At 62.1% G+C, this 25,440-nt stretch carries 22 protein-coding genes; 9 read left to right on the plus strand and 13 right to left on the minus strand.

Annotated features, from left to right (window positions below):
- The first annotated feature begins 293 nt into the window (after positions 1 to 293).
- The 4 genes from V6607_RS01160 to V6607_RS01175 are packed head-to-tail and all read left to right on the plus strand — an operon-like array spanning position 294 to position 3,244.
- Positions 294 to 959, plus strand: coding sequence for an amino acid ABC transporter permease (locus tag V6607_RS01160; RefSeq protein ID WP_003211825.1), 666 nt, complete (start codon positions 294 to 296; stop codon positions 957 to 959).
- Positions 940 to 1,599 (plus strand): amino acid ABC transporter permease, encoded by a 660-nt coding sequence (locus V6607_RS01165; protein ID WP_008435829.1) that lies wholly within the window; start codon positions 940 to 942, stop codon positions 1,597 to 1,599. The genes V6607_RS01160 and V6607_RS01165 overlap by 20 nt, the downstream gene beginning before the upstream one ends.
- Entirely contained in the window at positions 1,596 to 2,372 is a 777-nt protein-coding gene (locus V6607_RS01170; RefSeq protein WP_003211829.1) for an amino acid ABC transporter ATP-binding protein, read from the plus strand. Before V6607_RS01165 ends, V6607_RS01170 begins: the two co-directional genes overlap by 4 nt.
- Complete coding sequence (locus V6607_RS01175) at positions 2,369 to 3,244, plus strand: transporter substrate-binding domain-containing protein (protein WP_008435828.1); 876 nt, start codon at positions 2,369 to 2,371, stop codon at positions 3,242 to 3,244. Before V6607_RS01170 ends, V6607_RS01175 begins: the two co-directional genes overlap by 4 nt.
- 134 nt (positions 3,245 to 3,378) lie before the next feature.
- Here V6607_RS01175 and V6607_RS01180 read toward each other — a convergent pair whose 3' ends face one another.
- Positions 3,379 to 4,539, minus strand: coding sequence for an AAA family ATPase (locus V6607_RS01180; protein WP_102606019.1), 1,161 nt, complete (start codon positions 4,537 to 4,539; stop codon positions 3,379 to 3,381).
- 165 nt (positions 4,540 to 4,704) lie between these two features.
- On the opposite strand from V6607_RS01180, the gene V6607_RS01185 reads away from it, so the two are divergent.
- The 4 genes from V6607_RS01185 to V6607_RS01200 all read left to right on the plus strand — a co-directional run bounded on the left by V6607_RS01185 (position 4,705) and on the right by V6607_RS01200 (position 12,229).
- Entirely contained in the window at positions 4,705 to 5,808 is a 1,104-nt protein-coding gene (locus tag V6607_RS01185; RefSeq protein ID WP_003211832.1) for an efflux RND transporter periplasmic adaptor subunit, read from the plus strand.
- Entirely contained in the window at positions 5,805 to 6,875 is a 1,071-nt protein-coding gene (locus V6607_RS01190; protein WP_134325536.1) for an efflux RND transporter periplasmic adaptor subunit, read from the plus strand. The genes V6607_RS01185 and V6607_RS01190 overlap by 4 nt, the downstream gene beginning before the upstream one ends.
- A complete protein-coding gene (locus V6607_RS01195; protein WP_087692737.1) occupies positions 6,872 to 9,925 on the plus strand; it encodes an efflux RND transporter permease subunit in 3,054 nt (1,017 codons plus the stop codon). The genes V6607_RS01190 and V6607_RS01195 overlap by 4 nt, the downstream gene beginning before the upstream one ends.
- A 120-nt stretch (positions 9,926 to 10,045) precedes the next feature.
- The gene (locus V6607_RS01200; RefSeq protein WP_134325537.1) at positions 10,046 to 12,229 is read left to right on the plus strand and encodes a glycoside hydrolase; all 2,184 of its coding nucleotides are present in this window, start codon (positions 10,046 to 10,048) and stop codon (positions 12,227 to 12,229) included.
- 32 nt (positions 12,230 to 12,261) lie between these two features.
- Here the strand turns inward: V6607_RS01200 and V6607_RS01205 are convergent, their stop codons facing one another.
- From V6607_RS01205 to V6607_RS01260, 12 genes are all read right to left on the minus strand, one after another.
- Complete coding sequence (locus tag V6607_RS01205) at positions 12,262 to 12,888, minus strand: class I SAM-dependent methyltransferase (RefSeq protein ID WP_008435824.1); 627 nt, start codon at positions 12,886 to 12,888, stop codon at positions 12,262 to 12,264.
- A gap of 39 nt (positions 12,889 to 12,927) precedes the next feature.
- Entirely contained in the window at positions 12,928 to 13,572 is a 645-nt protein-coding gene (locus tag V6607_RS01210; RefSeq protein ID WP_003211840.1) for a methionine ABC transporter permease, read from the minus strand.
- On the minus strand, positions 13,562 to 14,680 hold the full coding sequence (locus tag V6607_RS01215; protein WP_003211842.1) for an ATP-binding cassette domain-containing protein: 1,119 nt from the start codon (positions 14,678 to 14,680) through the stop codon (positions 13,562 to 13,564). The genes V6607_RS01210 and V6607_RS01215 overlap by 11 nt, the downstream gene beginning before the upstream one ends.
- On the minus strand, positions 14,677 to 15,492 hold the full coding sequence (locus V6607_RS01220; protein ID WP_003211844.1) for a MetQ/NlpA family ABC transporter substrate-binding protein: 816 nt from the start codon (positions 15,490 to 15,492) through the stop codon (positions 14,677 to 14,679). The genes V6607_RS01215 and V6607_RS01220 overlap by 4 nt, the downstream gene beginning before the upstream one ends.
- Before the next feature lie 143 nt (positions 15,493 to 15,635).
- Positions 15,636 to 16,988 (minus strand): LLM class flavin-dependent oxidoreductase, encoded by a 1,353-nt coding sequence (locus tag V6607_RS01225; protein WP_134325539.1) that lies wholly within the window; start codon positions 16,986 to 16,988, stop codon positions 15,636 to 15,638.
- Positions 16,988 to 18,181 carry an SfnB family sulfur acquisition oxidoreductase gene (locus V6607_RS01230; protein WP_003211848.1) on the minus strand — a complete coding sequence of 398 codons (1,194 nt, stop codon included), beginning with the start codon at positions 18,179 to 18,181 and terminating at the stop codon, positions 16,988 to 16,990. The genes V6607_RS01225 and V6607_RS01230 overlap by 1 nt, the downstream gene beginning before the upstream one ends.
- Before the next feature lie 24 nt (positions 18,182 to 18,205).
- A complete protein-coding gene (locus tag V6607_RS01235; protein WP_008435817.1) occupies positions 18,206 to 19,447 on the minus strand; it encodes an SfnB family sulfur acquisition oxidoreductase in 1,242 nt (413 codons plus the stop codon).
- A 184-nt stretch (positions 19,448 to 19,631) separates the two neighbouring features.
- Positions 19,632 to 20,417, minus strand: a complete 786-nt coding sequence (locus V6607_RS01240) for a hypothetical protein (protein WP_003211852.1) — start codon at positions 20,415 to 20,417, stop codon at positions 19,632 to 19,634.
- 337 nt (positions 20,418 to 20,754) lie between these two features.
- Positions 20,755 to 21,501, minus strand: coding sequence for an L-cystine ABC transporter ATP-binding protein TcyN (gene tcyN / locus V6607_RS01245; RefSeq protein WP_134325540.1), 747 nt, complete (start codon positions 21,499 to 21,501; stop codon positions 20,755 to 20,757).
- Positions 21,502 to 21,504: 3 nt separating this feature from the next.
- Complete coding sequence (gene tcyL / locus V6607_RS01250) at positions 21,505 to 22,170, minus strand: cystine ABC transporter permease (RefSeq protein WP_003211857.1); 666 nt, start codon at positions 22,168 to 22,170, stop codon at positions 21,505 to 21,507.
- The gene (tcyJ, locus tag V6607_RS01255; protein WP_003211859.1) at positions 22,170 to 22,964 is read right to left on the minus strand and encodes a cystine ABC transporter substrate-binding protein; all 795 of its coding nucleotides are present in this window, start codon (positions 22,962 to 22,964) and stop codon (positions 22,170 to 22,172) included. The genes tcyL and tcyJ overlap by 1 nt, the downstream gene beginning before the upstream one ends.
- 231 nt (positions 22,965 to 23,195) lie before the next feature.
- A complete protein-coding gene (locus V6607_RS01260; RefSeq protein ID WP_008435811.1) occupies positions 23,196 to 24,188 on the minus strand; it encodes a D-cysteine desulfhydrase in 993 nt (330 codons plus the stop codon).
- A gap of 166 nt (positions 24,189 to 24,354) precedes the next feature.
- On the opposite strand from V6607_RS01260, the gene epsC reads away from it, so the two are divergent.
- Complete coding sequence (epsC, locus tag V6607_RS01265) at positions 24,355 to 25,281, plus strand: serine O-acetyltransferase EpsC (RefSeq protein WP_003211862.1); 927 nt, start codon at positions 24,355 to 24,357, stop codon at positions 25,279 to 25,281.
- Positions 25,282 to 25,440: the final 159 nt, after the last annotated feature.

The raw sequence follows: 25,440 nt of genomic DNA on the forward strand, positions 1-25,440 counted from the left end.
TGCCTCGTTCATCGCTCACTCCCTCGCTGTTGGTTGGCCGTCAGTCTGGCCACGCGCTGCCTATCCCTGAAGTGCAGCTCCGATAAAAAGACCCTTCCTACTTCCCCGGGAACAGTAGCTGTCATCCATCTGCACCGCGAATCCGCAGGTTATCTATTTGGGTGATATCAATATGCTATTTCGGTATTTAAATTTTGCTTTTTATACCTTTAAAGTCGGCGCTACCCGGCGTTACCCACGCTGGACCGGACCGCACCAACGCCGCTTTACCCCTGCGGCGTCAGGGATTTCAGATGACCTTCGATTACGCATTTATCCTCAGCACGCTGCCGGCGTTTCTCAAGGCCGTGGGCGTTACCCTGCAAGTCGGCCTGATCGCCATTGGCACCTCCATGCTGGTGGCCTTGATCAACGCCGCGCTGCTGGTGTTTCGCACGCCCTACGTGTGGCGCCTGGTGGCGCTGTACGTGGAGTTGGCGCGCAACACACCGCTGCTGATCCAACTGTTTTTCGTCTATTTCGCGTTGCCGGCCCTGGGGCTGAATATCTCCGGGTTCTGGGCGGCAATCATCACCATGACCTTTCTCGGCGGCGCCTACCTCACGGAAGTGTTGCGCGCCGGTGTCGAGGCGGTGCCGCTGGCACAGATCGAATCGGGCAAGTCCATCGGGCTGTCCCACTGGCAACTGCTGCGCCATGTGATCCTGCCCCAGGCCGGGATCCTCAGCCTGCCGGCGCTGTTTGCGAACTTTATTTTCCTGCTCAAGGAAACCACGATCGTGTCGGCGGTGGCGGTGCCGGAGATTCTCTACACCACCAAAAGCTATATCGCCCTCTACTACAAAACCTACGAAATGCTCGCGGTGCTCACGTTGATCTGCGTGCTGTTATTCCTGCCGCTGTCGCTGCTGCTCAGCCGCCTTGAAAGGAGGCTCCAGCATGGCCAGTTCGGGTCTTGAATTACTCTGGGTGTCCTTGCCGCAACTGGGCAAGGGCGCGGCGCAAACCCTGTCGATCTCGTTCTTGAGCATCGCCTTCAGCACCGTCGGCGGCGTGGTGTATGGCGTACTGCGCACATTGAATTCGAAAGCGATCAACCTGGTGCTGCGGATTTACCTGGAGCTGTTCCGCGCCATTCCGGTGTTGGTGTGGTTGTACTTGCTGTTCTTCGGCCTGCCGATTTTCTTTGGCCTGAGCATTCCGAGCTTCTGGTGCGCCGTGCTCGTGTTGTCGCTGTGGGGTGCCAGTGAAGTCGGCGAAGTGGTGCGCGGTGCGTTGCATTCGTTGCCCCGAGGCCAGCGTGAAGCCGGCCTGTCGATTGGCCTGTCGGACCCGCAACTGTACGGCTACGTGCTGTTGCCCCAGGCCCTGAAACGCATGACCCCGCCGACCATCAACGTCTACACCCGCATCATCAAGACCAGCTCCCTGGCGGTGCTGATCGGTGTGGTGGACGTGATCAAGGTCGGCCAGCAAATCATCGAGCGCACCTACGAGTCGGTGTTGATCTACGGCGCGCTGTTCCTGTTTTTCTTCTTTATCTGCTACCCGTTGTCGGCCGCCTCCAAGGTGCTGGAACGGCGCTGGGCCCAAGCATGAGCGCATTGATCGAGTTCCAGGGTTTCAACAAGTTTTTCGGCGACCAGCAGGTGCTCGACGGCATCGACCTGAGTGTGCAAAGCGGCGAAGTGGTGGTGATCCTCGGCCCCAGCGGTTGCGGCAAAAGCACCTTGCTGCGGTGCCTCAATGGCCTGGAAGTGGCCCACAGCGGCAGCCTGCGTTTTGCCGGCAAGGAGCTGCTGGACAAGGCCACCGACTGGCGCCAGGTGCGCCAGGACGTGGGCATGGTGTTCCAGAGTTATCACCTGTTCCCGCACATGAGCGTGCTCGACAACCTCCTGCTCGGCCCGCTGAAAGTGCAAAAGCGCGAGCCCCGCGAAGCCCGGGCCCAGGCAGAAAAACTGCTGGAACGGGTGGGCCTCTCCGACAAACGCGACGCCTACCCGCGCCAGCTGTCGGGCGGCCAGCAGCAACGCATCGCCATCGTCCGCTCGTTGTGCATGAACCCGCAGGTCATGCTGTTTGACGAAGTCACCGCCGCCCTCGACCCGGAGATGGTCAAGGAAGTACTGGAAGTGATCCAGGGCCTGGCCCGGGACGGCATGACGCTGCTGATCGTCACCCATGAAATGGCCTTCGCCCGCGCCGTCGCCGACCGCGTGGTGTTCATGGAGGCCGGCCGCATCCTCGAACAAAACACCCCCGAGGCATTCTTTACGAACCCGCAAACCGCACGCGCGCAGCAGTTCCTGGAGAAGTTCTCCTTCGTTTCAACACTGCCCAAAAGAACCAAGGAACTGGAGCTGTCATGAAAACTGCCAAGTTGTTATTCCCCCTGTTCGGCCTCGCTTTGCTGGCCGGCTGCAATAAATCCGAAGAGCCCGCCAAGACGGCTGCCGCTGCCACCCCGGCACCCGCTGCGGTGAGCTACATCGACAAGATCAAGGCGCGGGACAAGCTGATCGTCGGCGTATTCACCGACAAGCCGCCGTTTGGTTTCGTGGATGAGTCCGGCCGCTATGTCGGCTTCGATACCGACATCGGCCGCCGTTTCGCCAAGGACCTGCTGGGCGACGAGAACAAGGTTGAATTCGTCGCCGTGGAACCGGCGAGCCGCATTCCGTTCCTGCAAAGCGACAAGGTCGACCTGATCCTCGCCAACATGACGGTGACGCCGGAGCGCAAGGAAGCGGTGGACTTCACCAACCCGAACCTGAAAGTCGCGGTGCAGGCCCTGGTGCCGCAGGACAGCTCGGTGAAGAGCCTGGACGACCTGGCGACCCGCACCACCATCGTCACCACCGGCACCACCGCGGATATCTGGCTGACCAAGAACCACCCGGACTGGAAACTGCTGAAGTTCGAGAAAAATTCCGAGTCGCTGCAAGCGTTGTCGGCGGGCCGTGGTGATGCCTATGCCCAGGACAACCTGGTGCTGTTCAGCTGGGCCAAGCAGAACCCGGGCTATCGCGTGCTGGAGCAGAAACTGGGGGATGAAGCGCCGATTGCGCCGGCGGTGAAGAAGGGCAACATCGAATTGCGGGATTGGGTGAATGCCGAGCTGGCGAAGTTGGGCGAAGAGAAGTATCTGCTCAAGCTGTATGACCAGTATGTTCGCAAGGAACTGAGCGATGACACCAAGCCTGAGAGTGTGATTGTTGAAGGCGGGAAGTGGCAGGGTTGATCAGTTAGCTGTTGGGTGACTGATCTACCGTCTTCGCGAGCAAGCCCGCTCCCACATTCGACCGAGTTCCACCTTTGGAATGCGGACAAATGTGGGAGCGGGCTTGCTCGCGAAGAGGCCCTCACAGGCGCCGCCTAACTGGGCCAATGCCACGCCGGCTCATCCAGCACCCGCTGCCCCACCACCTGCGTCTGCCCCATCACCTTCTCCAGCACGATCGAATTACACCCTTCATCCTGCTGCAACGCCGCAATCAAGCGGCTGGCATGGGACACCACCCACACCTGACACTGCTGCGACACCTGAATGATCAGCCGCGCCAACGCCGGCAAAAGATCCGGGTGCAAGCTGGTTTCCGGTTCGTTCAATACCATCATCGTCGGTGGCCTCGGCGTCAGCAGCGCCGCCACCAGCAGCAAGTAGCGCAAGGTGCCGTCCGACAACTCTGCTGCCGACAAGGGCCGCAGCAATCCTTCCTGATAAAACTCGATGGCAAAGCGTCCGCCCTGCAACGGCTCGATATTCAACCGCGCGCCGGGAAACGCATCGCTGATCGCCCGCTGCAAGGCGTCCGGGTCGCCAATCTCGCGAATGGTCTGCAACGCCGCTGCCAAATCCCGACCGTCGTGATGCAGCACCGGCGTGCGCGTGCCCAGTTGCGGCTGGCGCACCGGGGCGTCGACGTCGCTGCGAAAATGATCATAAAAGCGCCAGCCGCGAATGCTTTCGCGCAGCAGCAACACCTCCGGCGAACCCCGCAGGCTGCCGACCTGATCGAACAGGCTGTGGTAGTTCGGCGTGTGCTGGGCCAGTACATCCCAGGCGCGGCCATCGCGGGCACGTACCATCGGGCCGGAGCGCTGCACCAGCAGGCTCGCCGGGCGAAATACATGCCCGGCCCAGATGCATTCTTTCTTGATCTCCGGGTCCAGGGAAAAATAGGACAAGGTCTTCTCGGGCAACCCCAGGGAAATCGCATAGCTGAAATCCTCTGCGGCAAACCCCAAGCGCAGCCGCTTGGCGCCCTGGCGCACGATGGGCTCCACCGCCACTTCACCACTGAGCATGCGCCGGCTGATGCTTTCCGGCCCGGCCCAGAAGGTCGAATCCAGCCCACCCTCGCGGGCCAGTGCGTTGATCACGCCGCCCTGGGCCGTCTCCGCCAGCAGCCGCAGGGCGCGGTACAGGTTGGACTTGCCGCTGCCATTGGGGCCGGTAATCAGGTTCAACCGATCCAGCGGCACCACCAATTTGTTGATCGAGCGGTAATTGGCCACCGCGAGGGTTTTGAGCATGAGAGGATGTTCGCGATTATGTGGATCCGCATATTACCTGCGTCGGCTGGCGGAGATGTGTCGCGAGCGTCCTGATTTCCTGTAAGTCAATGCCTACGACGCGGAACCCTGAACTACGCTAGCAGTCGCATAATCACCGACGCGTCAATCAAGCAAGGAGCCTGCATGGGCGGTCCCAAACTCACATTTATCCTCGGCCTTGGCCTGCTGGCGCTGCTGAGCGGTTGCGGCCAGGAAAAAGCCGAACCCAAGGAACATTCCCGGGTGTTTGTGCAGACGGTGAAGTCCACCGACTTTGCCGCCGCCGTGACCTTGACCGGCGATATCCAGGCCCGGGTGCAGACCGATCTGTCGTTCCGCGTCGGCGGCAAGATCATCCAGCGCATGGTGGATGTCGGCGACCGCGTCAGCGCCAAGCAGGTGCTGGCCAAGCTCGATCCGAAAGATTTGCAGACCAACGTCGACTCCGCCCAGGCCCAGGTGGTCGCCGAGCAGGCGCGGGTCAAGCAGACCGCCGCCGCGTTTGTGCGCCAGGAAAAACTCTTGCCCAAGGGCTACACCAGCCGCAGCGAATACGACTCCGCCCAGGCCGCGTTGCGCAGCAGCCAGAGCGCGCTGACCGCCGCCCAGGCGCAGTTGGCCAATGCCCGCGAGCAGTTGGGCTACACCTCGCTGGTCGCCGACGCGCCGGGCATCATCACCGCCCGCCAGGCCGAGGTGGGCCAGGTGGTGCAGGCCACCGTGCCGATTTTCAGCCTGGCCCGGGATGGCGAGCGCGACGCGGTGTTCAACGTCTATGAGTCACTGCTGGTAGAGCCGCCGCCGGACAAACCGATTACCGTCAGCCTGCTGGAAAACCCGCAGATCACCGCCGTGGGCAAGGTGCGCGAAGTCACCCCGGCCGTTGCCGCCAATACCGGCACGGTGCAAGTCAAAATCGCCCTCGACGCACTGCCCAAGGGCATGCAACTGGGTTCGGTGGTCAGCGCCACCGCCAACGGGCCGGCCAAGGCCAGCATCGAATTGCCGTGGGCTGCCTTGACCAAAGACATCAGTGCGCCGGCTGTCTGGCTGGTGGACGACGACGGCAAGGCGCAACTGCACAAGGTCACGGTCGCGCGTTATCTCACCGGCAAGGTGATCATCAGCGACGGCCTCAAGGGTGGCGAAAAAGTCGTGGTGGCCGGCGGGCAATTGCTGCACCCCGGCATGATCGTGGAAATCGCCCAGCCGCCGGATCAGGCCCAGGCCCAGGGAGTGCAGCCATGAAGCAGTTGACGTGTGTGCTCGCCGCCAGCCTGCTGTTGATGGCGTGTTCCAAGGAAGAACCGGCACCGGAACCGGTGCGCCCGGTGCTGTCGATTGAAGTGAAAGCCGAGGACCAGGAAAACCTCGGCCGCTTCGCCGGAACGATCCAGGCCCGCTACGAAAGCAATCTCGGTTTCCGTGTGCCAGGCCGTATCGCCCGGCGCGCGGTCGACGTGGGCGCTGAAGTGCAGCAGGGCGCGTTGTTGGCCGTGCTCGACCCCACCGATCAACAGAACCAGTTGCGCGCCGCCCAGGGCGACCTGGCCCGGGTCCAGGCACAGTGGATCAACGCCCAGGCCAATGCCCGCCGCCAGCAGGAACTGTTCAGCCGTGGCGTCGGCGCCCAGGCCCAACTGGACATCGCCCAGACCGACTTGAAAACCACCCAGGCTTCCCTGGATCAGGCCAGGGCCTCGGTCAACCAGGCCAAGGACCAGCTCAACTACGCCGAACTGCGCACCGACCATGCAGGCATCGTCACCGCCTGGAATGCCGAGGCCGGCCAGGTGGTCAGCGCCGGGCAGCAAGTGGTGACCCTGGCACGACCGGACATCAAGGAAGCCGTCATCGACTTGCCCGCCGGCCTCGCCGAGCGCCTGCCGCCGGATGTGGTGTTCCTGGTCGCCGGGCAAATGGACCCGAACATCAGCACCACCGCCACCGTGCGCGAGATCGAACCCCAGGCCCAAAGTGCCACCCGCACCCGTCGCGCCCGCCTGACCCTGGCGGAAACGCCGCCCGCGTTTCGCCTCGGCACCGCTATCAGCGTGACCTTGAGCTCAGCCATCGCTCCGCGTATCGAACTGCCCCTCAGCGCTTTGCAGGAAGCCGACGGCAAGACCCGCATCTGGGTGATCGACACCCAAAGCCAGACCGTACAACCCCGAGACGTCACCATCGTCAGCCGCGACGCCGACAGCGCCTTGCTCAACGCCGGCGTCAAACCCGGCGAGCGGGTGGTGAGTGCCGGCGTGAACAGCCTGAAGCCCGGGCAAAAAGTCAAAATCGACGAGGACAGCCCGCGATGAAAGGGAGCTTCAACTTATCCGACTGGGCCCTCAAGCATCAGTCCTTCGTCTGGTACCTGATGTTCGTAGCGCTGCTGATGGGCGTGTTCTCATACATGAACCTCGGCCGCGAGGAAGATCCGTCGTTCACCATCAAGACCATGGTGATCCAGACCCGTTGGCCAGGCGCGACCCAGGAAGAAACCCTGAAGCAGGTCACCGACCGCATCGAGAAAAAACTCGAAGAGCTGGACTCCCTCGACTACGTGAAGAGCTACACCCGGCCCGGCGAGTCCACGGTGTTCGTGTTCCTGCGGGACACCACCAGCGCCAAGGACATCCCGCAGATCTGGTACCAGGTCCGCAAGAAGATCGACGATATTCGCGGCAGCTTCCCCCAAGGCTTGCAGGGGCCGGCGTTCAACGACGAGTTCGGGGATGTGTTCGGCTCGGTGTACGCGTTTACCGCCGACGGCCTGTCGATGCGCCAGCTGCGCGATTACGTGGAGCAAGTGCGCGCCGAAATTCGTTCGGTACCGGGGCTGGGCAAGGTCGAGATGATCGGCCAGCAGGACGAAGTGATTTACCTGAATTTCTCCACCCGCAAACTCGCAGCGCTGGGGATCGATCAGCGCCAGGTGGTGCAGAGCCTGCAATCGCAGAACGCGGTGACGCCGGCTGGGGTGATTGAGGCCGGGCCGGAGCGGATTTCGGTGCGCACCTCCGGGCAGTTCGCCTCGGAGAAGGACCTGGCCAACGTCAACCTGCGGCTCAATGACCGTTTCTATCGGCTGGCCGACGTGGCGGAAATCACCCGTGGCTATGTCGACCCGTCGACGCCGATGTTCCGCTTCAACGGCAAGCCCGCCATCGGCTTGGCCATCGCCATGCAGAAGGGCGGCAACATCCAGGACTTCGGCAAGGCCCTGCACAAACGCATGGACGACCTGACCGCCGACCTGCCGGTGGGTGTGGGCGTGCACAAGGTTTCCGACCAGGCCGAAGTGGTGGAGGAGGCCGTCGGCGGCTTTACCAGCGCGTTGTTCGAGGCGGTGATCATCGTGCTGGTGGTGAGCTTTATCAGCCTTGGCGTGCGTGCCGGGTTGGTGGTGGCGTGCTCGATCCCGCTGGTGCTGGCGCTGGTGTTCGTGTTCATGGAATACAGCGGCATCACCATGCAGCGGGTGTCGCTGGGCGCCTTGATCATTGCCCTCGGCCTGTTGGTGGACGACGCGATGATCACCGTGGAGATGATGATCACGCGCCTGGAAAAAGGCGAGACCAAGGAGCAGGCGGCGACGTTCGCCTACACCTCCACCGCGTTCCCGATGTTGACCGGCACGCTGGTGACCGTCGCCGGGTTTGTGCCGATTGGCCTCAACGCCAGTTCGGCGGGGGAGTACACCTTCACGCTGTTCGCGGTGATTGCCGTGGCGATGCTGGTGTCGTGGGTGGTCGCGGTATTGTTCGCGCCGGTGCTGGGCGTGCACATCCTCAGCAGCAAGGTAAAACCCCACAATGCCGAGCCCGGCCGGGTGGGCCGGGCGTTCAATGGCGGTATGCTGTGGGCGATGCGTAACCGCTGGTGGGCCATTGGCATCACGGTGCTGCTGTTTGTAGCGTCGGTGTTTTCCATGCAGTTTGTGCAGAACCAGTTTTTCCCGTCCTCGGACCGTCCGGAAATTCTCGTCGACCTCAACCTGCCGCAAAACGCCTCGATCAACGAGACCCGCAAGGCCGTCGACCGTCTTGAGGCGATCATCAAGGACGACCCGGACATCGCCCGCTGGAGCACCTATATCGGCCAGGGCGCGATCCGTTTCTACCTGCCGCTGGACCAGCAACTGGAGAACCCGTACTACGCGCAACTGGTGATCGTCAGCAAGGGCCTGGAAGAGCGCGGCGCCTTGATTGCGCGCCTGCAAAAACGCCTGCGGGAAGATTTTGTCGGCGTGGGCAGCTTTGTGCAGCCGCTGGAAATGGGCCCGCCGGTGGGGCGTCCGATCCAGTACCGGGTCTCTGGCAAGGACATCGACCAGGTGCGCAAACACGCGATCGAACTGGCGACCATGCTCGATAAAAATACCCACATGGGCGAGATCATCTACGACTGGAACGAGCCGGGTAAAGTCCTGCGGGTGGACATCGCCCAGGACAAGGCGCGGCAACTGGGGCTGTCGTCGGAAGACGTGGCGCAGTTGATGAACAGCGTGGTCAGCGGTGCGTCGGTGACCCAGGTGCATGACGATATCTACCTGATCAACGTGGTCGGCCGCGCCGAAGATGCCGAACGCGGTACGCCGGAAACCTTGCAGAACCTGCAGATCGTCACGCCCAACGGCACCTCGATTCCGCTGCTGGCGTTTGCCACCGTGCGTTATGAGCTGGAACAGCCGTTGGTGTGGCGTCGCGACCGCAAACCGACCATCACCATCAAGGCGGCGGTGCGCGACGACATGCAGCCGACCGACCTGGTGAAACAGCTCAAGCCGGACATCGACAAGTTCAGTGCTGGGTTGCCGGTGGGCTACAAGGTCGCCACCGGCGGCACCGTGGAAGAAAGCGGCAAGGCCCAGGGCCCGATTGCCAAGGTAGTGCCGTTGATGCTGTTCCTGATGGCGACCTTCCTGATGATCCAGCTGCACAGCGTGCAGAAGATGTTCCTGGTGGCCAGCGTGGCGCCGCTGGGGCTGATTGGCGTGGTGTTGGCGCTGATTCCCACGGGCACGCCCATGGGCTTTGTGGCGATTCTCGGGATCCTTGCGCTGATCGGCATCATTATCCGTAACTCGGTGATCCTGGTGACGCAGATCGACGCCTACGAGCGCGACGGCTACACGCCGTGGGACGCGGTGGTGGAAGCTACCGAACACCGGCGCCGGCCGATCCTGCTGACCGCAGCAGCGGCCAGCCTGGGCATGATCCCTATCGCCCGTGAAGTGTTCTGGGGCCCGATGGCCTACGCGATGATCGGCGGGATCATCATCGCCACCTTGCTCACGCTGCTGTTCCTGCCGGCGCTGTACGTGGCCTGGTACAAGATTCGCGAGCCGAAGAAAGAACAAGCCTGACGGCCACAGCGGTGACATTCCTACACGGACGTGGGAATGTTCCCTGAAACATTTTTTTGCCCTTCGCACCCGATCAATTGTTTTACCCTCCGGGCCTGATCCTTTGCCAAGGCCTGCCCCATGCGTTGTTTCCTGCTGGTTTGTAGCTTGTTACTGTCGCCCGTGGCCCTTGCCGGCACGGTGCTGGAGAACGCCCTGTGGCGGGTTGAGATCGACCCGGCGACCCTTGCGATCCACGTTTTCCCCAGCGACAAGACCGCCGTGCAGGCTTCAAGCGGAGGCCCTGCGCACAGGGTCAACCAGCTCTCCCAAAGCACCCGTCAGGCCAGTTGGCAATGGGACGATGGCGCCTATCGCCTGAGCGCCACCCTCGAGCAACGGGATCTTGCCCTGACGATTACCGCCCGTGATGCCGGTGAGTTGGCGATCCTGCGCCAACCCGCCAGCGCCATGGGCAAGGGCCTGATCTGGCCCCTGGCCGAAGGGCATTACGTGCCGGCGGGCAATGGTGTGTGGCAGGACTTCCTGCTGGAACAGGGCGACGTCAACACCACCCAGGACCTCAGCTTGCCGCTGTGGGGCGTGGATCACGGCGCGTTTACCCTCAACTGGCTGATGACCAATCCTTACAACAACCGTCTGCACTGGCAGGCCGACGGCAAAGGACTGGCGTTGTCCGCCTTCCATGAATTCACCACGCTGGACCCCGCGGCACCGATGACCGTTCTGTTGCACCTGGGCGAAAGCGACCCGCTGGCCGGCGCCAAGCGTTATCACCAGTGGCTGGTGGAGCAGGGGCTGTTTGAACCGTTGGCGGACAAGTTGCGGCAAACCCCGGAAGCGGAAAAGCTGCTGGGCGCCAGCCATATCTACCTGTGGGGCAATGATCTGCTGGCTCCGGGGGATGTGCGCGACTGGCCGCAACTGCTCAAGCTGCTACGCAGCGGCAAAGGCTTGGCGGCTGAATTGAATGGCTTGCTGGACAAAGAGGCTGCGCAGGTTCGGCAGGTCAAGCAACCGTATGAGCAGGCTGTCCTGCTGCGCGGCCTGAACGCGGCGATCAACACAAAGGCCCGGCAAAGCTGGCAGCCCTCCACCGAGCCGAATATGACCCAACTCGCTGATGGCTATGGTGCGTTGCGTCGCGAGTTGGCCGTGGCTTTTGCCGGTGCCTTGAGCGCCACGCCTGAGACTTGGGGCAACACCTTGTCCGTCACCAACGCGCTGAAAGGCGCCGGTCTCAAGCGCCTGCTGGTGACCCAGGGCGAAGGCTGGGAAGGCGGGCTCTGGCATCCTGAGGCGGTGAAGACCGGGGTCGACGCCGGTTACCTGATGGCGCCCTACGACTCTTATGAAACGGCACTGTCGGCCACTGAAAATCCCGACTGGACCACCGCGCACCTGGGCAGCAAGGCCTATGGCGAGTGCGCGATCGTGTTGAAGGGCGGCCAGCTCAAGACAGGCTTCCAGAAGTCCGGCCACTACACCGACCCGCGCTGCGTGCGGCCGTTGCTGGAGGCGCGGATCAAGGCGGTGCAGGCCAAGTCCGGGTTCAACGCCTGGTTCCTCGACGCCTATGCCACCAGTATGTTGTTCGACAGCTATCGCACGGGTGCGAGCATGACCCAGGCACAAAATGCCGAAGGCAATATCGATGCGGCCCGCTGGATCAATACGGCGCTGAAGTTGCCGGCAGGTTCCGAGGACGGCAACGCGATCACCGCCCGAGGCATCCTGTTTGCCCACGGCATGCAAACGCCGGTGCTGGGCTGGGGTGATCGGGAGATGACCAAGGACAGGCAGTCGCCGTATTACGTCGGGGCTTGGTACCCGCCGGAACAGCCGGCGGTGTTCTTCAAGTCGGTGCCGTTGAAAGAGCCGTTTCGCACGGTCTACTTTGACCCGACGATGCGCCTGCCGCTGTATCAGGCGGTGTTCCATGGCTCGGTGATCACCACCCACCATTGGCTGTTCGACAGCCTGAAACTGAGCAACGTGCGGGCCGAAAGCGAGCTGACGCAACTGCTCTACAACGTGCCGCCGCTGTATCACCTGAGTGCGGCGACAGTGAAGCAGCGCTTGCCGGTGATTCAGCGCCAGGACGCGTTCTTCCGGCCGCTGCATGAGCGGTTGGCGACTCAGGCCATGACCGATTTTCGCTGGCTGACGGAAGATAAACAGGTGCAGCAGACCACGTTTGCCGATGGAACGCGGTTGGTGGCGAATTTTGCTGAGGGGCGTATTACGGCTTTTGTGCCTGGCGCCCAGGCTGTGGTGTATCAGGTGGATGAGTGGCGGCTGTGAGTCCTTCGCGAGCAAGCCCAAACAACAAAGACCTACAGCTTGCGCCACACACTTGCCAGCCACGGCTGTTGTTCCCGAGGCAATCCCGCTGGCCGGTAGTAATGCTCCAACTCCATAAACCCCGCAGCCGTCAGCAATTCCTGCCAGGCCTGCAAGTCGTGATACGAGCCATACCGCGGCCCATTCCAGCCCTCCTGGTTTTCACCCCGAGGGTTTGAGCTGAACAACACTCCACCGACCTTCAACGCCCCATGCAACTGCCCAAGAATGCGCGGCAGTTCCTGCTTGGGAATATGAAACAGCACCGCATTGGCGAAGATCCCGTCGAAACGGCCGGCCGGCAAATCCAGCTTCAGGAAGTCCTGTTGCAGCACTTCACAGCCGCTGTCTTCCCGGGCCATCTGTGCAAAGCGCTCCGAACCATCGAGCCCCACCGCGATGTGGCCCATGCGGGTAAACGTCTGCAAATCCCGCCCCGGCCCGCAGCCGAAATCCAGCACGGTAAACGGTGCGTCGCCCTGGATATGCCGCAGCAACGCATCAATGTTCTGGCTCACATCGTGATCGCGGGTGCCTTCACGAAAATCCTCGGCCACTTTGTTGTAGTGGCCAAGGGTGGTGGAGGTGATCTGGTCGAGGTCGTCGGGGGCAAGTTTCATGGCAGGTTATACCGGGCGCTGAGATGGCCCGACTATACCTCACCTCTTGTTCAGAACCCTGGCCAACCGATCGCCGCCCAACTGAATCACGGCTACCAGGATCACCAGCAGCACAATCACGGTGAGCATGATCTGCGTGTCAAAACGCTGATAGCCATAGCGATAGGCAATATCCCCCAGCCCACCGGCGCCAATTGCCCCGGCCATGGCCGATGAGTTGATCATCGTCACCAGGGTAATCGTGAACCCGCCGACAATCCCCGGCAGCGCCTCCGGCAGCAGCACATGCCAGACGATATGCCAGCGCCGGCAACCCATGGCCTGCGCCGCCTCGATCAAGCCGTGATCGACTTCGCGCAAGCTGACTTCGGCGATCCGCGCAAAGAACGGCGTGGCCGCGATGGTCAACGGCACCACCGCCGCCCACACGCCATAGGTGGTGCCGACGATCAACCGGGTGAACGGAATCAGCGCCACCATCAAAATCAAAAACGGGATCGAGCGGAACAGGTTAACGAACGCCCCCAGCACCCGATTCAAGGCAGGCGCCTGATAGATGCCGCCCTTGTCGCTGGTCACCAGGAACACCGCCAGCGGAATCCCCACCAGCAATGCAATCAACGACGACACTCCGACCATCAACAGTGTGTCGATGGCGCCCTGCAATAAACGATCAAACCACATAGCCCAGCACCTCCACCTGTTGTGCCCAGCGCCCGGCGCGGCTGCGCAGTTCTTCGGCGGTCAGGGACGAGCCGCTCACCGCCAGCAGCAATTGCCCCAAGGCGTGGCCCTGGATGCGTTCCACACCGCCTTGCAGCAAGCGCACGCGCCCGCCGAGGGCGCTGAACAACGCAGCAAGATCGGGTTCGTCTTCGGCACTGCCAGTCAGTTGCAAGCGCAGCACCACGGCGGCGTCCTTTGAGGTCGGATTGGCCTGCAGGCGGCTTTGCAACTCTTCAGGCAGGCCATGTTGCAGCGGCGCCAGCAGGGTTTTACTGACCTCATGCTGCGGGTTGCCGAACACTTCCCACACCGGACCTTGCTCGACCACATGGCCGTGTTCCAGCACCACCACGCGGTCGCAGATTTCGCGAATCACGGCCATTTCGTGGGTGATCAGCACGATGGTCAGGCCCAGGCGTTTGTTGATCTCCCGCAGCAGGCCGAGGATGGATTGCGTGGTCTCAGGGTCGAGCGCTGAAGTGGCTTCGTCGCACAACAGAATCTGTGGGTCATGCACCAGTGAGCGGGCGATGCCCACCCGCTGTTTCTGCCCGCCGGACAGCTGGGCCGGGTAAGCCTTGTGCTTATCCTGCAAACCGACCAATTCCAGCAGTTCACGCACCTTCTTCTCGCGCTGCTCCTTGGGCACGCCTGCGACTTTCAACGGCAGTTCGACGTTCTGCCACACGGTCTTGGCCGACATCAGGTTGAAGTGCTGGAAGATCATGCCGATGCGTCGGCGCAGGGCGACCAGGCGGTCTTCGTCGAAGTCGCCGATGTCCACCTGGTCAATCAATACCCGGCCGCTGCTCGGTTGTTCCAGGCGGTTGATGGTGCGGATCAGCGACGACTTGCCGGCGCCGCTGCGGCCGATGATGCCGAAGACTTCGCCGCGCTGGATCGCCAGGTCGATGCCTTGCAGGGCGGGCACGGATTGGCCGTCATAGGTCTTGCCCAGGTTGATAAAGCGCACGTGCGCGCGATTCAGGTCCGGGTGCAGTTCTGTCTGCTCGGCGTCCCTGGGCGGCAGGCCCAGGTCGCGCAGTTGAGAGTGGGCGGCGGTCATTTTTTATCTTCCCAGCCCACTTGGTAGAGCTTGCCAAGGGATTTATCCAACGCGGCGCGCACCACCGGCGAGTGCTGGTAGATGTCGACGAACTTGATCACCCGCGGGTCGGTTTTGCTCTTGGGCTGGACCACGAACTGGATCACGTATTCCGGGTGGTCGAGGCCGTCGAACAGCAGCGCCGACTCGGCATCGAAGGTCTTGGACAGGCGGATATACGCCGGGTAGCCCTGCACCAGGTCGGCGTCGTCATAAGCGCGCACCAGTTGCACGGCTTCGACTTGCAGGATCTTGATCTTCTTCGGGTTGGTGACGATGTCTTCTTCAGTGGCCTTGTAGCCTACGCCCGGCTTGAGCGTGATCAAGCCGGCCTTGGCCAGCAGTTGCAGGCCGCGACCACTGTTGATCGGGTCGTTGGCAATCGCCACGCTGGCGCCCTGGGGCAGGTCGTTGATGCTTTTGTACTTCTTCGAATACAGCCCGACGTTATTGATGATGCCCGGCGCGTACGGCACCAGGTCAAAGCCTGCAGCGGCCTTGGCGTTTTCCAAAAACGGGATGTGCTGGAAGTAGTTCACGTCGATATCGCCGGCTGCCAGGCTGACGTTGGGTGCGATCCAGTCGGTGAATTCCACCAGTTCGACTTTCAAACCCTGTTTGCCGGCCTCTTCGACGGCGGCCTCCAGTGGAATGGCGAAGGCGGCGGTGGTGCCGACTTTCAAGGGAGCGTCAGCGGCGAATACCGCCGAGCTGAACAATCCGAGGGCGAGCGCCAGTGCTTTGACTGGGTGGCTGAGCAATGTTTTTTTCATAGTGGATTTCCAGTCATAAGGTGTGAGTGCAAACAATTCGGTCAACTGTGGGAGCGGGCTTGCTCGCGAAAGCGGTGTGTCAGTGAATGCATCCGGCGACTGATACAGCGCTTTCGCGAGCAAGCCCGCTCCCACATTTTGGTTCAGTGGCGGTAGGTGGAGCCGGTGTGTTGATCAGGTAAGTGCGCCGAGTGGTGGAAGACTTTCTCCCGCAACGTCCCGGTCTCATACGCGGTCTTGTACGAGCCCCGGCGCTGCAGCTCCGGCACCACCAGTTCGATGAAGTCGACGTAGCTTTCCGGGGTGACGATGCGCGTCAGGTTGAAGCCATCCAGGCCGGTTTCGCTGATCCATGATTCAAGTTCATCCGCCACCTGTGCCGGCGAACCCACCAGGGTGATGTAGCGCCCGCCCAGGGCGTGCTGCTCAAGCAACTTGCGCCGGGTCCAGTCATTGTTTTGCAGGTTCTTGGTCGCGGACTGGATGGCGTTGCTCTTCACGTACTGGATCGGTTCGTCGATTTCGTACTGTGAAAAATCGATCGCCGTGGATGCCGAGAAATGCGCCACGCCGGCTTCCGCACTGGCGTAGCTCAGGTACTCGGCGTGCTTGGCCCACGCAGCTTCTTCGGTGGCGCCGACAATCACGTTCAGGCCCATGAACACCTTGATATCGTCCGGGTTGCGCCCGGCTTCCACGGCGCTGGCGCGCACCTTGTCCACCTGGATCTTGGTCGAGGCCTTGTTCTGCCCGCTGATGAACACGCACTCGGCGTGGCGCCCGGCAAACAGCAGTCCACGGTCGGAGCTGCCCGCCTGGAACAGCACCGGCGTGCGTTGCGGCGACGGCTCGCACAGGTGATAACCCTCCACCTGATAGAACTCGCCCTTGTGCTCGACCTTGTGCACTTTTTCCGGCTGGGCATACACCCGCGCCTGCGGATCGTTGATCACCGCGTCGTTTTCCCAGCTGCCTTCCCAGAGTTTGTAGAGCACCTGCAGGTATTCGTCGGCCTGGTCGTAGCGCCGGTCGTGCTCGACCTGCTCGGTCAGGCCCATGGCCTTGGCGGCGCTGTCGAGGTAGCCGGTGACGATGTTCCAGCCCACCCGGCCACGGCTCAGGTGGTCGAGGGTCGACATGCGCCGGGCGAACAGATACGGCGGTTCGTAGGTGAGGTTGGCGGTCAGGCCGAAGCCAAGGTTTTTGGTCACCGCCGCCATGGCCGAGACCAGCAGCAACGGGTCGTTGACCGGCAGCTGGATCGCTTCCTTGAGCGGCACGTCCACCGAGTTCTGGTAGACGTCATACACGCCGACGATGTCGGCGATGAACAGCCCGTCGAACAGTCCGCGTTCCAGCAATTGCGCCAGTTCGGTCCAGTACTCGATGGTTTTGTACTGGGTCGAGTTGTCCCGTGGATGGGTCCACAGGCCGTGGTTGATGTGCCCGATGCAGTTCATGTTGAAGGCATTGAGCAGGATCTTTTTCTTCGCCATCAGATAGTCCCCCGCAGTGGCGGGTTTTCATCGTTGAGGTAGTAATTGCCCACGGCGTGGTACTTCCAGCGCACCGGGTCGTGCAGGGTGTGTACCCGGGCGTTGCGCCAGTGGCGGTCCAGGCCGTGTTCGGCGAGGGTCGCCTGGCTTCCGGCAAGTTCGAACAGGGTGCTGCCGGCCGCCAGGGAAATCTCGGTGCTGAGGGCGCGCACTTCGGCGACCGCGATGGATGCGGCCGCGACGGTGTCGGCATTGCTGTCGGCCTGGGCGCGGTCGAGGAATTCGCCTGAGCGTTCCAGCAGGGCTTCGGTGGCGTGCAGGCGGATGCTCAAGTGGCCGAAGCTTTTCAGGGTCAGCGGATCTTCGGTGGCCTTGTCGCTGGTGGCGTCGATCCACGGCCGGGTCTTGGTGCGCACGAAGTGCAGCGCATCCTCATAGGCAGCGCGGGCGATACCGGTGTCGATGGCGGCGTGAAGGATCTGCGCCAGCGGGCCGACAGTGGTCGGGCGTTCGAAGGCACTCTGGAACGGGATCACGTCCTGGGCCGCGACCCACACGTTATCGAACACCACCGAACCGCTGCCGGTGGTGCGCTGGCCGAAGCCGCTCCAGTCGTCGATCACGCTCAGGCCCTCGCTGTCACGGGTGACAAAGGCCAGTTGCTGCACACCGTTTTCGTCCACCACGGACGTGGGAATACGTTGGGCGTAGATCGCGCCGGTCGAGTAGAACTTGCGGCCGGTGATACGGAAACCGTCACCGTCGCGGGTGATCTTGGTGATGCGGTCGTGGGCGGTCTTGGTGCCCAGTTCTGCCAGCGCATTGCCGAAGCGCTGGCCGGCGAGCACTTCGGCGTACAGGCGTTTTTGCTGCGCCGGGCTGCCGTTCACCCGCAGCACTTCGAGGGCATAAAAATGGTTTTGCGGGATCTGCCCCAGGGACGCATCCGCCTGGGCAATCAGTGCCGTGACCTTGGCCAGGGTGACGTTGGAAACGCCGGCACCGCCGAACTCCTTGGGTACGCTGATGCCCCACAGGCCGGAGCGGGAAAACACGTCCAGCTCAGGCAAGGGCAGGCGGCGTTCACGGTCACGCAAGGCGCTGTCGCGGCGGAAGTCTTCGGCCAGGTCGCTGGCGACAATAAGGGCTTGTTCATCGCTGGTAATAACCGCGACGTGATGAGAAAGGGTCATAGGTTTCTCCAGAGGTCTGGTCGGTTAAATCCAGGAATGTCGGGCAGGTAAAGTGCCGTTGAGGTGGTAAGCGCCCACCGCGTGGTACTTCCAGCGGACCGGGTCGTGCAGGGTGTGCACCCGGGCGTTGCGCCAGTGGCGGTCGAGGTTGAATTCGGCGAGGGTCGCGCGGCTGCCGGCCAGCTCGAACAGCTTTTCGCTGGCGAGCAGGGAAATCTCGGTGGTCAGCACCTTGGCTTCGGCTACGGCAATCGAGGCGCGTGCGGCGGACTGCGCGGTGATCGGCGCGGCGCTGACTTGGTCCAGTACCTGGCCGGCCTTGCGCAGCAGGGCTTCAGCGGCGTGCAGTTCGATCTTCAGCTTGCCGATATCGGCGATCACATACAGGTCATCGCTGGCCCGTTCGACCTTGGCGTCGATCCATGGCCGCGAGCGTTCGCGTACAAAGCTGATGGTGTCGTCGATCGCGCCACGGGCGATGCCGGCGTCGATGGCCGCCTGGATCAATTGCGAGACTGCACCCTGGATGCCCGGTGTTTCGCCGAGTCGCCAGGTTTCCACCACCAGTTCGGCGTCCACCGCCACTTGATCCAGCAGCACTGTGCCGCTGGCGGTGGTGCGTTGGCCAAAGCCGGACCAGTCATCGACGATGCGCAGGCCTTCGGTGCCACGGCGCACGAACGCCATTACGACTTTGCCGTCATCGTTCAAGGCCTTGACCGCCACCCAATGGGCGAACAGCGCGCCAGTGGAGTAGAACTTCTGGCCACTGACGACGTAGCCGTCACCTTCGGCGGTGATGCGTGACTTGAGGTCCAGGGTGTTTTTGGTACCGCGTTCCGGGCCGCCGTTGCCGATGCGCCAGCCGTCCAGAACGCTCTGGAACAGCTGCTTTTTCTGACGCTCGCTGGCCGCACCTTGCAGCACGTGCAGGATGCCGAAATGGTTCTGCGGGATTTGCCCCAGCGCCGGGTCGGCCGCGCTGATGATCGCGAACACCTCGGCCAGGGTCACGAAGGACACCTGCGGGCCGCCGTACTCACGGGGAATGGAAATACTGCCCAGGCCGCTGCGGGTGAAGTGTTCGATTTCAGCCCAGGGCAGTTTGCGTTGCTGATCGCGCCTGGCCGCTTGCAGGCGCGCGGCCTGTGCCAGCTCGTGGGCGGCGCTCAGGGCCTCGGCGTCGTTGCGCAGCACTTTGGCGGGCAACAACAGCGGGGCAACGTCCAGATCACTCTGGGGGGGTGTTTGTGCCAAGTTAGACATCAGCGCCGCTCCTTGGCTGCACGCAATGCCCTGGCGTTACGCACCGGGGTAATTTTGACCATACCTACCTCACATCCGTTGAAAAGATAAAAAAATCAGGAATGTCCGGTGGTCCGGTGCATATACCCTAAGCGTGTTAAATTTTTTAATAAACTAACTTTTAGGAATATGCATAGAAGGTCTGTCACCCCGGTTCACAAGGCGAGCCGGGGCGACGGGGTTGGTAGGCCAGCGGGGCCCTGGCGGGGCTGGTCGGGGCCTGGGGAGCGAGCGCGGCGATGCGCAGGATGCGGGCTGGCGCCCAGCTTGAATTGTTGCCGACCCGGTCGAGAATGCAGTAGGTCACTTCGAGGCGATGGTCGTCCCCAGCCTCGACAATGATGGCCGACGGCACCCACACCTGCACCGCCTTGCCCACATCGCCAGCCTGGATGCTCGGCAGGTCCAGGCGCACGTCACCCCAGCGCAGGGTGATCTCGTCATCGGTCGCCATGTTCAGGTACGGCTCGATGGTCAGGGGCACGCCACGGCGGATCTGGCTGCTGTTGACGCCATGGCGACGGATGGTCTCGGGCAGGCTGACGGCGGCCAGGTTCTGGTTTTCATCAAGGCTCAGTGCCGAGGGCATGCCGCCGGGGTAGTCGGTCTTGACCTGCACCCGGGTGATGGCCGAGCGTGCCGGGCCGTGGCCGACCTGCATGACCCGGTAATGAATCCGTGCCGGGCCATTTTGCACAAAGCTCTCCGGCACTCGCAGGCTGGTGGGCATGCCGATCTTGCCGGCGGTGATGCGCCGGGAGGCGGCAAAGCAGTTGTTCCAGAACAACTCGATCAGGTCGCCCTCGTCCATGCCGCAGTAAGGCGCGATATCGACCTGCAGGTTTGTCGCAGCGAGGGCATTGATGCCTTCTCGATGGGCCTGGGGCAAGGTCGGGGCAGTGAGCAGCGCCTGGGTGGAAATACGCTTCATAAATAATCTCCTTGGTGCAGCCAGCAGCAATCGTTCCGGACATCAGGCGCGGGCAGGCGACGTAGTCCGAAAGAAACGATTTAATAAAAAACCAGAATGGATCCAATCCTCTTGGCGTTAGATAAGAGGCTTGGTTAGTTGGCGTCAAGAGGCTGGGCGGGGCAAACAGGGGGTTATGGAATATTCAGAAGGGTCTTACTGGGAGGGCGCTGCAAGTGCGTGCTTCAGGGTGACTTTTACCCAATGAATAAAGGGTGTTTCCCCAAAAACACTAAAGAGGCGAGTTGCCTTTCGGCAACTCTATAAAGCGAAGCTTCTTACAATGAATCGGCGCAAGTTAGTTGTTGATGAACTTGCTGAGAAACTGCCGGGTACGTTCTTCTTTCGGGTTGGCAAACAGCGCCTTGGCTTCGCCTTGTTCAACAATGACGCCCTTGTCGAAGAAGATCACCCGGTTGGCCACATCCCGGGCGAAACTCATTTCGTGGGTCACGATGACCATGGTGCGGTTTTCTTCCGCGAGGCTGCGAATGGTCGCCAGTACTTCGCCTACCAGCTCCGGGTCCAGGGCCGAAGTCGGCTCATCGAACAGGATCACCTCCGGCTCCATCGCCAGGGCCCGGGCAATGGCCACCCGTTGCTGCTGCCCACCGGAGAGGCGGCGTGGGTAGGCGTCTTCCTTGCCTGCCAGGCCGACCCGGGCCAATAGCTTGCGGCCCAGGGCATCTGCGGCGGCCCGGGGCATCTTCTTGACCACGATCGGGCCTTCGATGACGTTCTCCAGGGCCGTGCGGTGCGGGAACAGGTTGAAGTTCTGGAACACAAAACCCACGTGCTGGCGCAGGCGCCGCACCAGGCTTTGCTGTTGGTTGAGCGGGCGGCTGCTGTCGATCTCGATGTCACCGACCTTGATTCGGCCACTGGTGGGTTCTTCGAGGAAATTCAGGCAGCGCAGCAAGGTGGTCTTGCCGGAACCGCTGGGGCCGATGATGGCGACGACTTCGCCTTCCTTGACCTCAAGGTCGATCCCGTTAAGCACCACCTGACCCTTGAATTGTTTGGTCAGTTTTTCAACCACGATCATGCTTCAAGACTCCAGGTCATGCCGGTTGACTCGTGCTTCCAGGCGGTTTTGCACGTGTGCCAGGACGCTGGCAAGAATCCAGTAGATCAAGGCGGCGGACAGATACATGGTGAAAATTTCGAAGGTACGGGCCGAGACCAATTGCGCCTGGCGGAACAGCTCCGGCACCTGGATGGTGGCGGCCAGGGCAGTGTCCTTGACCAGGGAAATAAAGCTGTTGCCCAGCGGCGGCAAGGCCGTGCGCATGGCCTGCGGCAGGATGGCCCGGCGCAGGGTCTGCGCACGGGTCATGCCGATACTGGCCGCAGCTTCCCACTGGCCGCGCTCGATGGAACCGATGGCGGCACGCAGGATTTCACAGGCGTAAGCAGCCATGTTCAGCGAAAAGCCGATCATGGCCGCCGGGATCGGATCCAGCTCGATGCCCACTTGCGGCAAGCCGTAGTAGATCAGGAACAGCTGTACCAGCAAGGGCGTGCCGCGAAAGAACGACACGTAGACGCGGGCGGTCCAGCTCAACAACTTGAAGCGCGACAGGCGCATCAAGGCCAGGCCGAAGCCCAGCAGCAAGCCGAAAAACATCCCGCCGAGGCTAAGGATGACCGTGAAGTACGCGCCCTTGAGCAGAAAGGGCGCGGAGTCCAGCGCGAGTTGGAAACCTGCTTCCATTATTGAGTAACGTCAGCGTTGAAGTACTTCTCGGACAGCTTCTTCAAGGTACCGTCGGCGCGCAGTTCGTCCAGAGCCTTGTTCACGGCGGCCAGCAGTTCAGGCTCGCCTTTGCGCAGGGCAATACCGGCTTCCTGACGGGAGAAAGCAGCACCGGCAGCGGCGGTGTCCTTGGCTTTCTTGGCGTATTCCAGCGCGGCGAGGCGGTCGATCAGGATGGCGTCGACACGGCCGATGCGCAGGTCCTGGAACTTGGTTGGGTCATCGTTGTAGGTTTTGACGATGGCTTTCGGTTGGTTTTCCTTGAGCCATTGTTCGTAGTTGGTGCCCAGGCCCACACCGATTTTCTTGCCGGCCAGGTCGTCGGCGGTCTTGATGGTGTCGACGTTCTTCGCCAGGGTCAGCGCCTGGATCCCGGAGACGGTGTAAGGCTTGGAGAAGTCATACTTTTCCTTGCGCGCATCGGAGATGGTCACCTGGTTGACTACCGCGTCCAGACGCTTGGATTCCAGGGCGGCGAGGATGCCATCCCACGGCGTGGCTTGCAGCTTGACCTTGACGCCCAGCTTCTTGGCCAGCGCTTCGGACAACTCGACCTCGAAACCGCTGAGCTTGCCGCTTTCATCGACGAAGCTGAACGGCGGGTAGGTGCCTTCCAGGCCAATCTTGATTTCGCCGGCTTTCTTGATGTTGTCCAACTGCTCGCCGGCAACTGCCTGACCGAGCCACCCGGCGCCAAGCGCCAGCCCCAATGTGCCAACCAGTAACGTGCGACGGAATACGGAAATAGTCATGAAGAGCCCCTGTGTTTTTTATGTTGAGCGATGCAGGTGACGCGGTAGTCGTATCCTGCCTTAAAAGCGCGGTGTGTGGGAGCCGGGCTTGCCCGCGAATGCATCAACTCGGTGTTTTGGATCTGCCCAGTCATGCGTATCGCCATCAAGCTCGCCTACGGCGCGACTATAAAGCCGGTTTTTAAGACTTGAAAATAATATAAAATCAGATTGATATTTCTTTATGGAATATCAAAAGCTCGAATCATAAGCAAACAACGCCGGTGCGCCACCCGTGTGCAGGAAGATGATCGGCCCCTCTTCAAAGCGCTGGCGTCCAATGCCATCCAGCAACCCGGCCATGGCCTTGCCCGTGTAGACCGGGTCCAGCAGCAGGCCTTCCTGGCTGGCCACCAGCTTGATCGCCGCCAGCGTGCCGGCACTCGGCTCGCCATAACGGGGGGCGAAGTACTCGTCCCACAGGATCACCTTGAACGCGTCCGGCAGCGGCACGCCGAGCAATTCGGCGGTACGTTCGGCCAGGCCCTGCACCTTGGGGCGCTGGGCTTCGTCGGTACGGGACACCGTTATGCCAATCACTTGCAGCTCGGGCAGTACTTCGGCCAGCGCCAGGGCCAGGCCGCTGTGGGTGCCGGCGCTGCCGGAGGCCAGGACCACGGTGGAGAACGGGATGCCGCTGTCTTCAATCTGCCCGGCCAGCTCCAGCCCGGCGCGCACGTAACCCAGGGCGCCGAGGGCATTTGAGCCGCCGATGGGCACCAGGTACGGCTTCTTGCCGTTGCTGCGCAGGCGGTCGGCGAGGGCGTTGAGCTGGTCGTCGACGTTGTCCAGGTTCTCCACCAACTCGACCTTGGCGTCGAACAGCTCCAGCAACAGGCGGTTGCCGTTGGCCAGGTAGTTGGGGTCTTCGGTGCCCGTCGGGTTTTCCAGCAGGGCAACGCAGCCCAGGCCCAGCTTGGCGGCCAGCGCAGCGGTCTGGCGTACATGGTTGGACTGGATCGCGCCGGCGGTCACCAGGGTATCGGCACCCTGGGCCAGCGCATCGGCGGCAAGGTATTCGAGTTTGCGCAGCTTGTTGCCGCCCATCGCCAGCGGCGTGGTGTCGTCGCGTTTGACGTAGACGTCACGCCCCAGCCAGGCCGACAGCCGCTCGAGTTTTTCCAGGGCGGTGGCGCCGCCCAGCAGTTCCAGACGGTTAAAGCGGTCGAGCTGTTGTTTGATCATGGCTACGCACGGGTGGTCAGAGATGCTGGGACTATAGGCAGGCACTTTTGCGTCGGCAACCGCCAATCGCTTATGTCGACGGGTTATTAGCATTGCACTATTGGTTCTTAAGGACGCTCAGGTTCCTTGCCGTAAAGTGATGGGCATTTCGTCAGGAGTGAAGACCGTGAGTGAGCGTTCCAGTCATTGGCAATTACAGACCATCGTCAGCCAGCTGCGCAGCGCCCGGGACCAGTGGCGCACCCGCAACGGCCGGGTCAGCGGCGAGCAGGGCGGGCGCGAGCTGCCTTCACGGGAAGCCGTGGCGCAGATTCTCGAGGCGTTGTGTGGTGCGCTGTTCCCCATGCGTCTGGGGCCGGTGGACCTGCGTGAAGAAAGCGAAGACTTCTACGTCGGCCACACCCTGGATGTGGCGCTGAATGCATTGCTCGCCCAGGCGCGCCTGGAGCTGCGATATGCCGCGCGGCAAGGTGGCCAGGATGACAGTGAAGTCGACGCCCATGCCATCCACCTGATCCAGGATTTCGCCCTGGCGTTGCCAGGCTTGCGCAGCCTGTTGGACACCGACGTGCTCGCCGCCTACCACGGCGACCCGGCGGCGCGCAGCGTGGATGAAGTGCTGTTGTGCTACCCGGGGATCTTGGCGGTGATTCACCATCGCTTGGCGCACCACTTGTATCGGGCAGGCTTGCCGTTGCTGGCGCGCATCAGCGCGGAAATCGCGCATTCGGCGACCGGGATTGATATTCACCCGGGCGCGCAGATCGGCCCGAGCTTCTTTATCGACCACGGGACGGGTGTGGTGATTGGCGAGACGGCGATCATCGGCGAGCGGGTACGGATCTACCAGGCCGTGACATTGGGCGCCAAGCGTTTCCCGGCGGATGAGGATGGGCAATTGCAGAAAGGCCATCCGCGGCATCCGATTGTCGAGGATGATGTGGTGATCTACGCCGGGGCGACGATCCTGGGGCGGATTACGATTGGCAAGGGCTCGACCATTGGCGGCAATGTGTGGCTGACGCGCAGTGTGCCGGCGGGGGCGAACCTGACCCAGGCGAATCTGCAGCATGATGATGGGACGCAGAAATAGAGCAGCGCCCTCTCTAACGATCACACAGATCCAATGTGGGAGCGGGCTTGCTCGCGAATGCGGTGTATCAGTCGCCAGAAGTGTTGGCTGACACGCCGCATTCGCGAGCAAGCCCGCTCCCACATTTTGTCTGCATTCCAAATTTGAGCCGCACTACTC

It is taken from the genome of Pseudomonas sp. KK18, assembly GCF_037094675.1.
Classification (GTDB): domain Bacteria; phylum Pseudomonadota; class Gammaproteobacteria; order Pseudomonadales; family Pseudomonadaceae; genus Aquipseudomonas.

What these genes read in the sequence shown, in the direction of transcription:
- V6607_RS01160 (WP_003211825.1), top strand. Translation starts at nt 294, where the DNA reads ATGACCTTCGATTACGCATTTATCCTCAGCACGCTGCCGGCGTTTCTC.
- V6607_RS01165 (WP_008435829.1), top strand. Translation starts at nt 940, where the DNA reads ATGGCCAGTTCGGGTCTTGAATTACTCTGGGTGTCCTTGCCGCAACTG.
- V6607_RS01170 (WP_003211829.1), top strand. Translation starts at nt 1,596, where the DNA reads ATGAGCGCATTGATCGAGTTCCAGGGTTTCAACAAGTTTTTCGGCGAC.
- V6607_RS01175 (WP_008435828.1), top strand. Translation starts at nt 2,369, where the DNA reads ATGAAAACTGCCAAGTTGTTATTCCCCCTGTTCGGCCTCGCTTTGCTG.
- V6607_RS01180 (WP_102606019.1), bottom strand. Translation starts at nt 4,539, where the DNA reads ATGCTCAAAACCCTCGCGGTGGCCAATTACCGCTCGATCAACAAATTG.
- V6607_RS01185 (WP_003211832.1), top strand. Translation starts at nt 4,705, where the DNA reads ATGGGCGGTCCCAAACTCACATTTATCCTCGGCCTTGGCCTGCTGGCG.
- V6607_RS01190 (WP_134325536.1), top strand. Translation starts at nt 5,805, where the DNA reads ATGAAGCAGTTGACGTGTGTGCTCGCCGCCAGCCTGCTGTTGATGGCG.
- V6607_RS01195 (WP_087692737.1), top strand. Translation starts at nt 6,872, where the DNA reads ATGAAAGGGAGCTTCAACTTATCCGACTGGGCCCTCAAGCATCAGTCC.
- V6607_RS01200 (WP_134325537.1), top strand. Translation starts at nt 10,046, where the DNA reads ATGCGTTGTTTCCTGCTGGTTTGTAGCTTGTTACTGTCGCCCGTGGCC.
- V6607_RS01205 (WP_008435824.1), bottom strand. Translation starts at nt 12,888, where the DNA reads ATGAAACTTGCCCCCGACGACCTCGACCAGATCACCTCCACCACCCTT.
- V6607_RS01210 (WP_003211840.1), bottom strand. Translation starts at nt 13,572, where the DNA reads ATGTGGTTTGATCGTTTATTGCAGGGCGCCATCGACACACTGTTGATG.
- V6607_RS01215 (WP_003211842.1), bottom strand. Translation starts at nt 14,680, where the DNA reads ATGACCGCCGCCCACTCTCAACTGCGCGACCTGGGCCTGCCGCCCAGG.
- V6607_RS01220 (WP_003211844.1), bottom strand. Translation starts at nt 15,492, where the DNA reads ATGAAAAAAACATTGCTCAGCCACCCAGTCAAAGCACTGGCGCTCGCC.
- V6607_RS01225 (WP_134325539.1), bottom strand. Translation starts at nt 16,988, where the DNA reads ATGGCGAAGAAAAAGATCCTGCTCAATGCCTTCAACATGAACTGCATC.
- V6607_RS01230 (WP_003211848.1), bottom strand. Translation starts at nt 18,181, where the DNA reads ATGACCCTTTCTCATCACGTCGCGGTTATTACCAGCGATGAACAAGCC.
- V6607_RS01235 (WP_008435817.1), bottom strand. Translation starts at nt 19,447, where the DNA reads ATGTCTAACTTGGCACAAACACCCCCCCAGAGTGATCTGGACGTTGCC.
- V6607_RS01240 (WP_003211852.1), bottom strand. Translation starts at nt 20,417, where the DNA reads ATGAAGCGTATTTCCACCCAGGCGCTGCTCACTGCCCCGACCTTGCCC.
- tcyN (WP_134325540.1), bottom strand. Translation starts at nt 21,501, where the DNA reads ATGATCGTGGTTGAAAAACTGACCAAACAATTCAAGGGTCAGGTGGTG.
- tcyL (WP_003211857.1), bottom strand. Translation starts at nt 22,170, where the DNA reads ATGGAAGCAGGTTTCCAACTCGCGCTGGACTCCGCGCCCTTTCTGCTC.
- tcyJ (WP_003211859.1), bottom strand. Translation starts at nt 22,964, where the DNA reads ATGACTATTTCCGTATTCCGTCGCACGTTACTGGTTGGCACATTGGGG.
- V6607_RS01260 (WP_008435811.1), bottom strand. Translation starts at nt 24,188, where the DNA reads ATGATCAAACAACAGCTCGACCGCTTTAACCGTCTGGAACTGCTGGGC.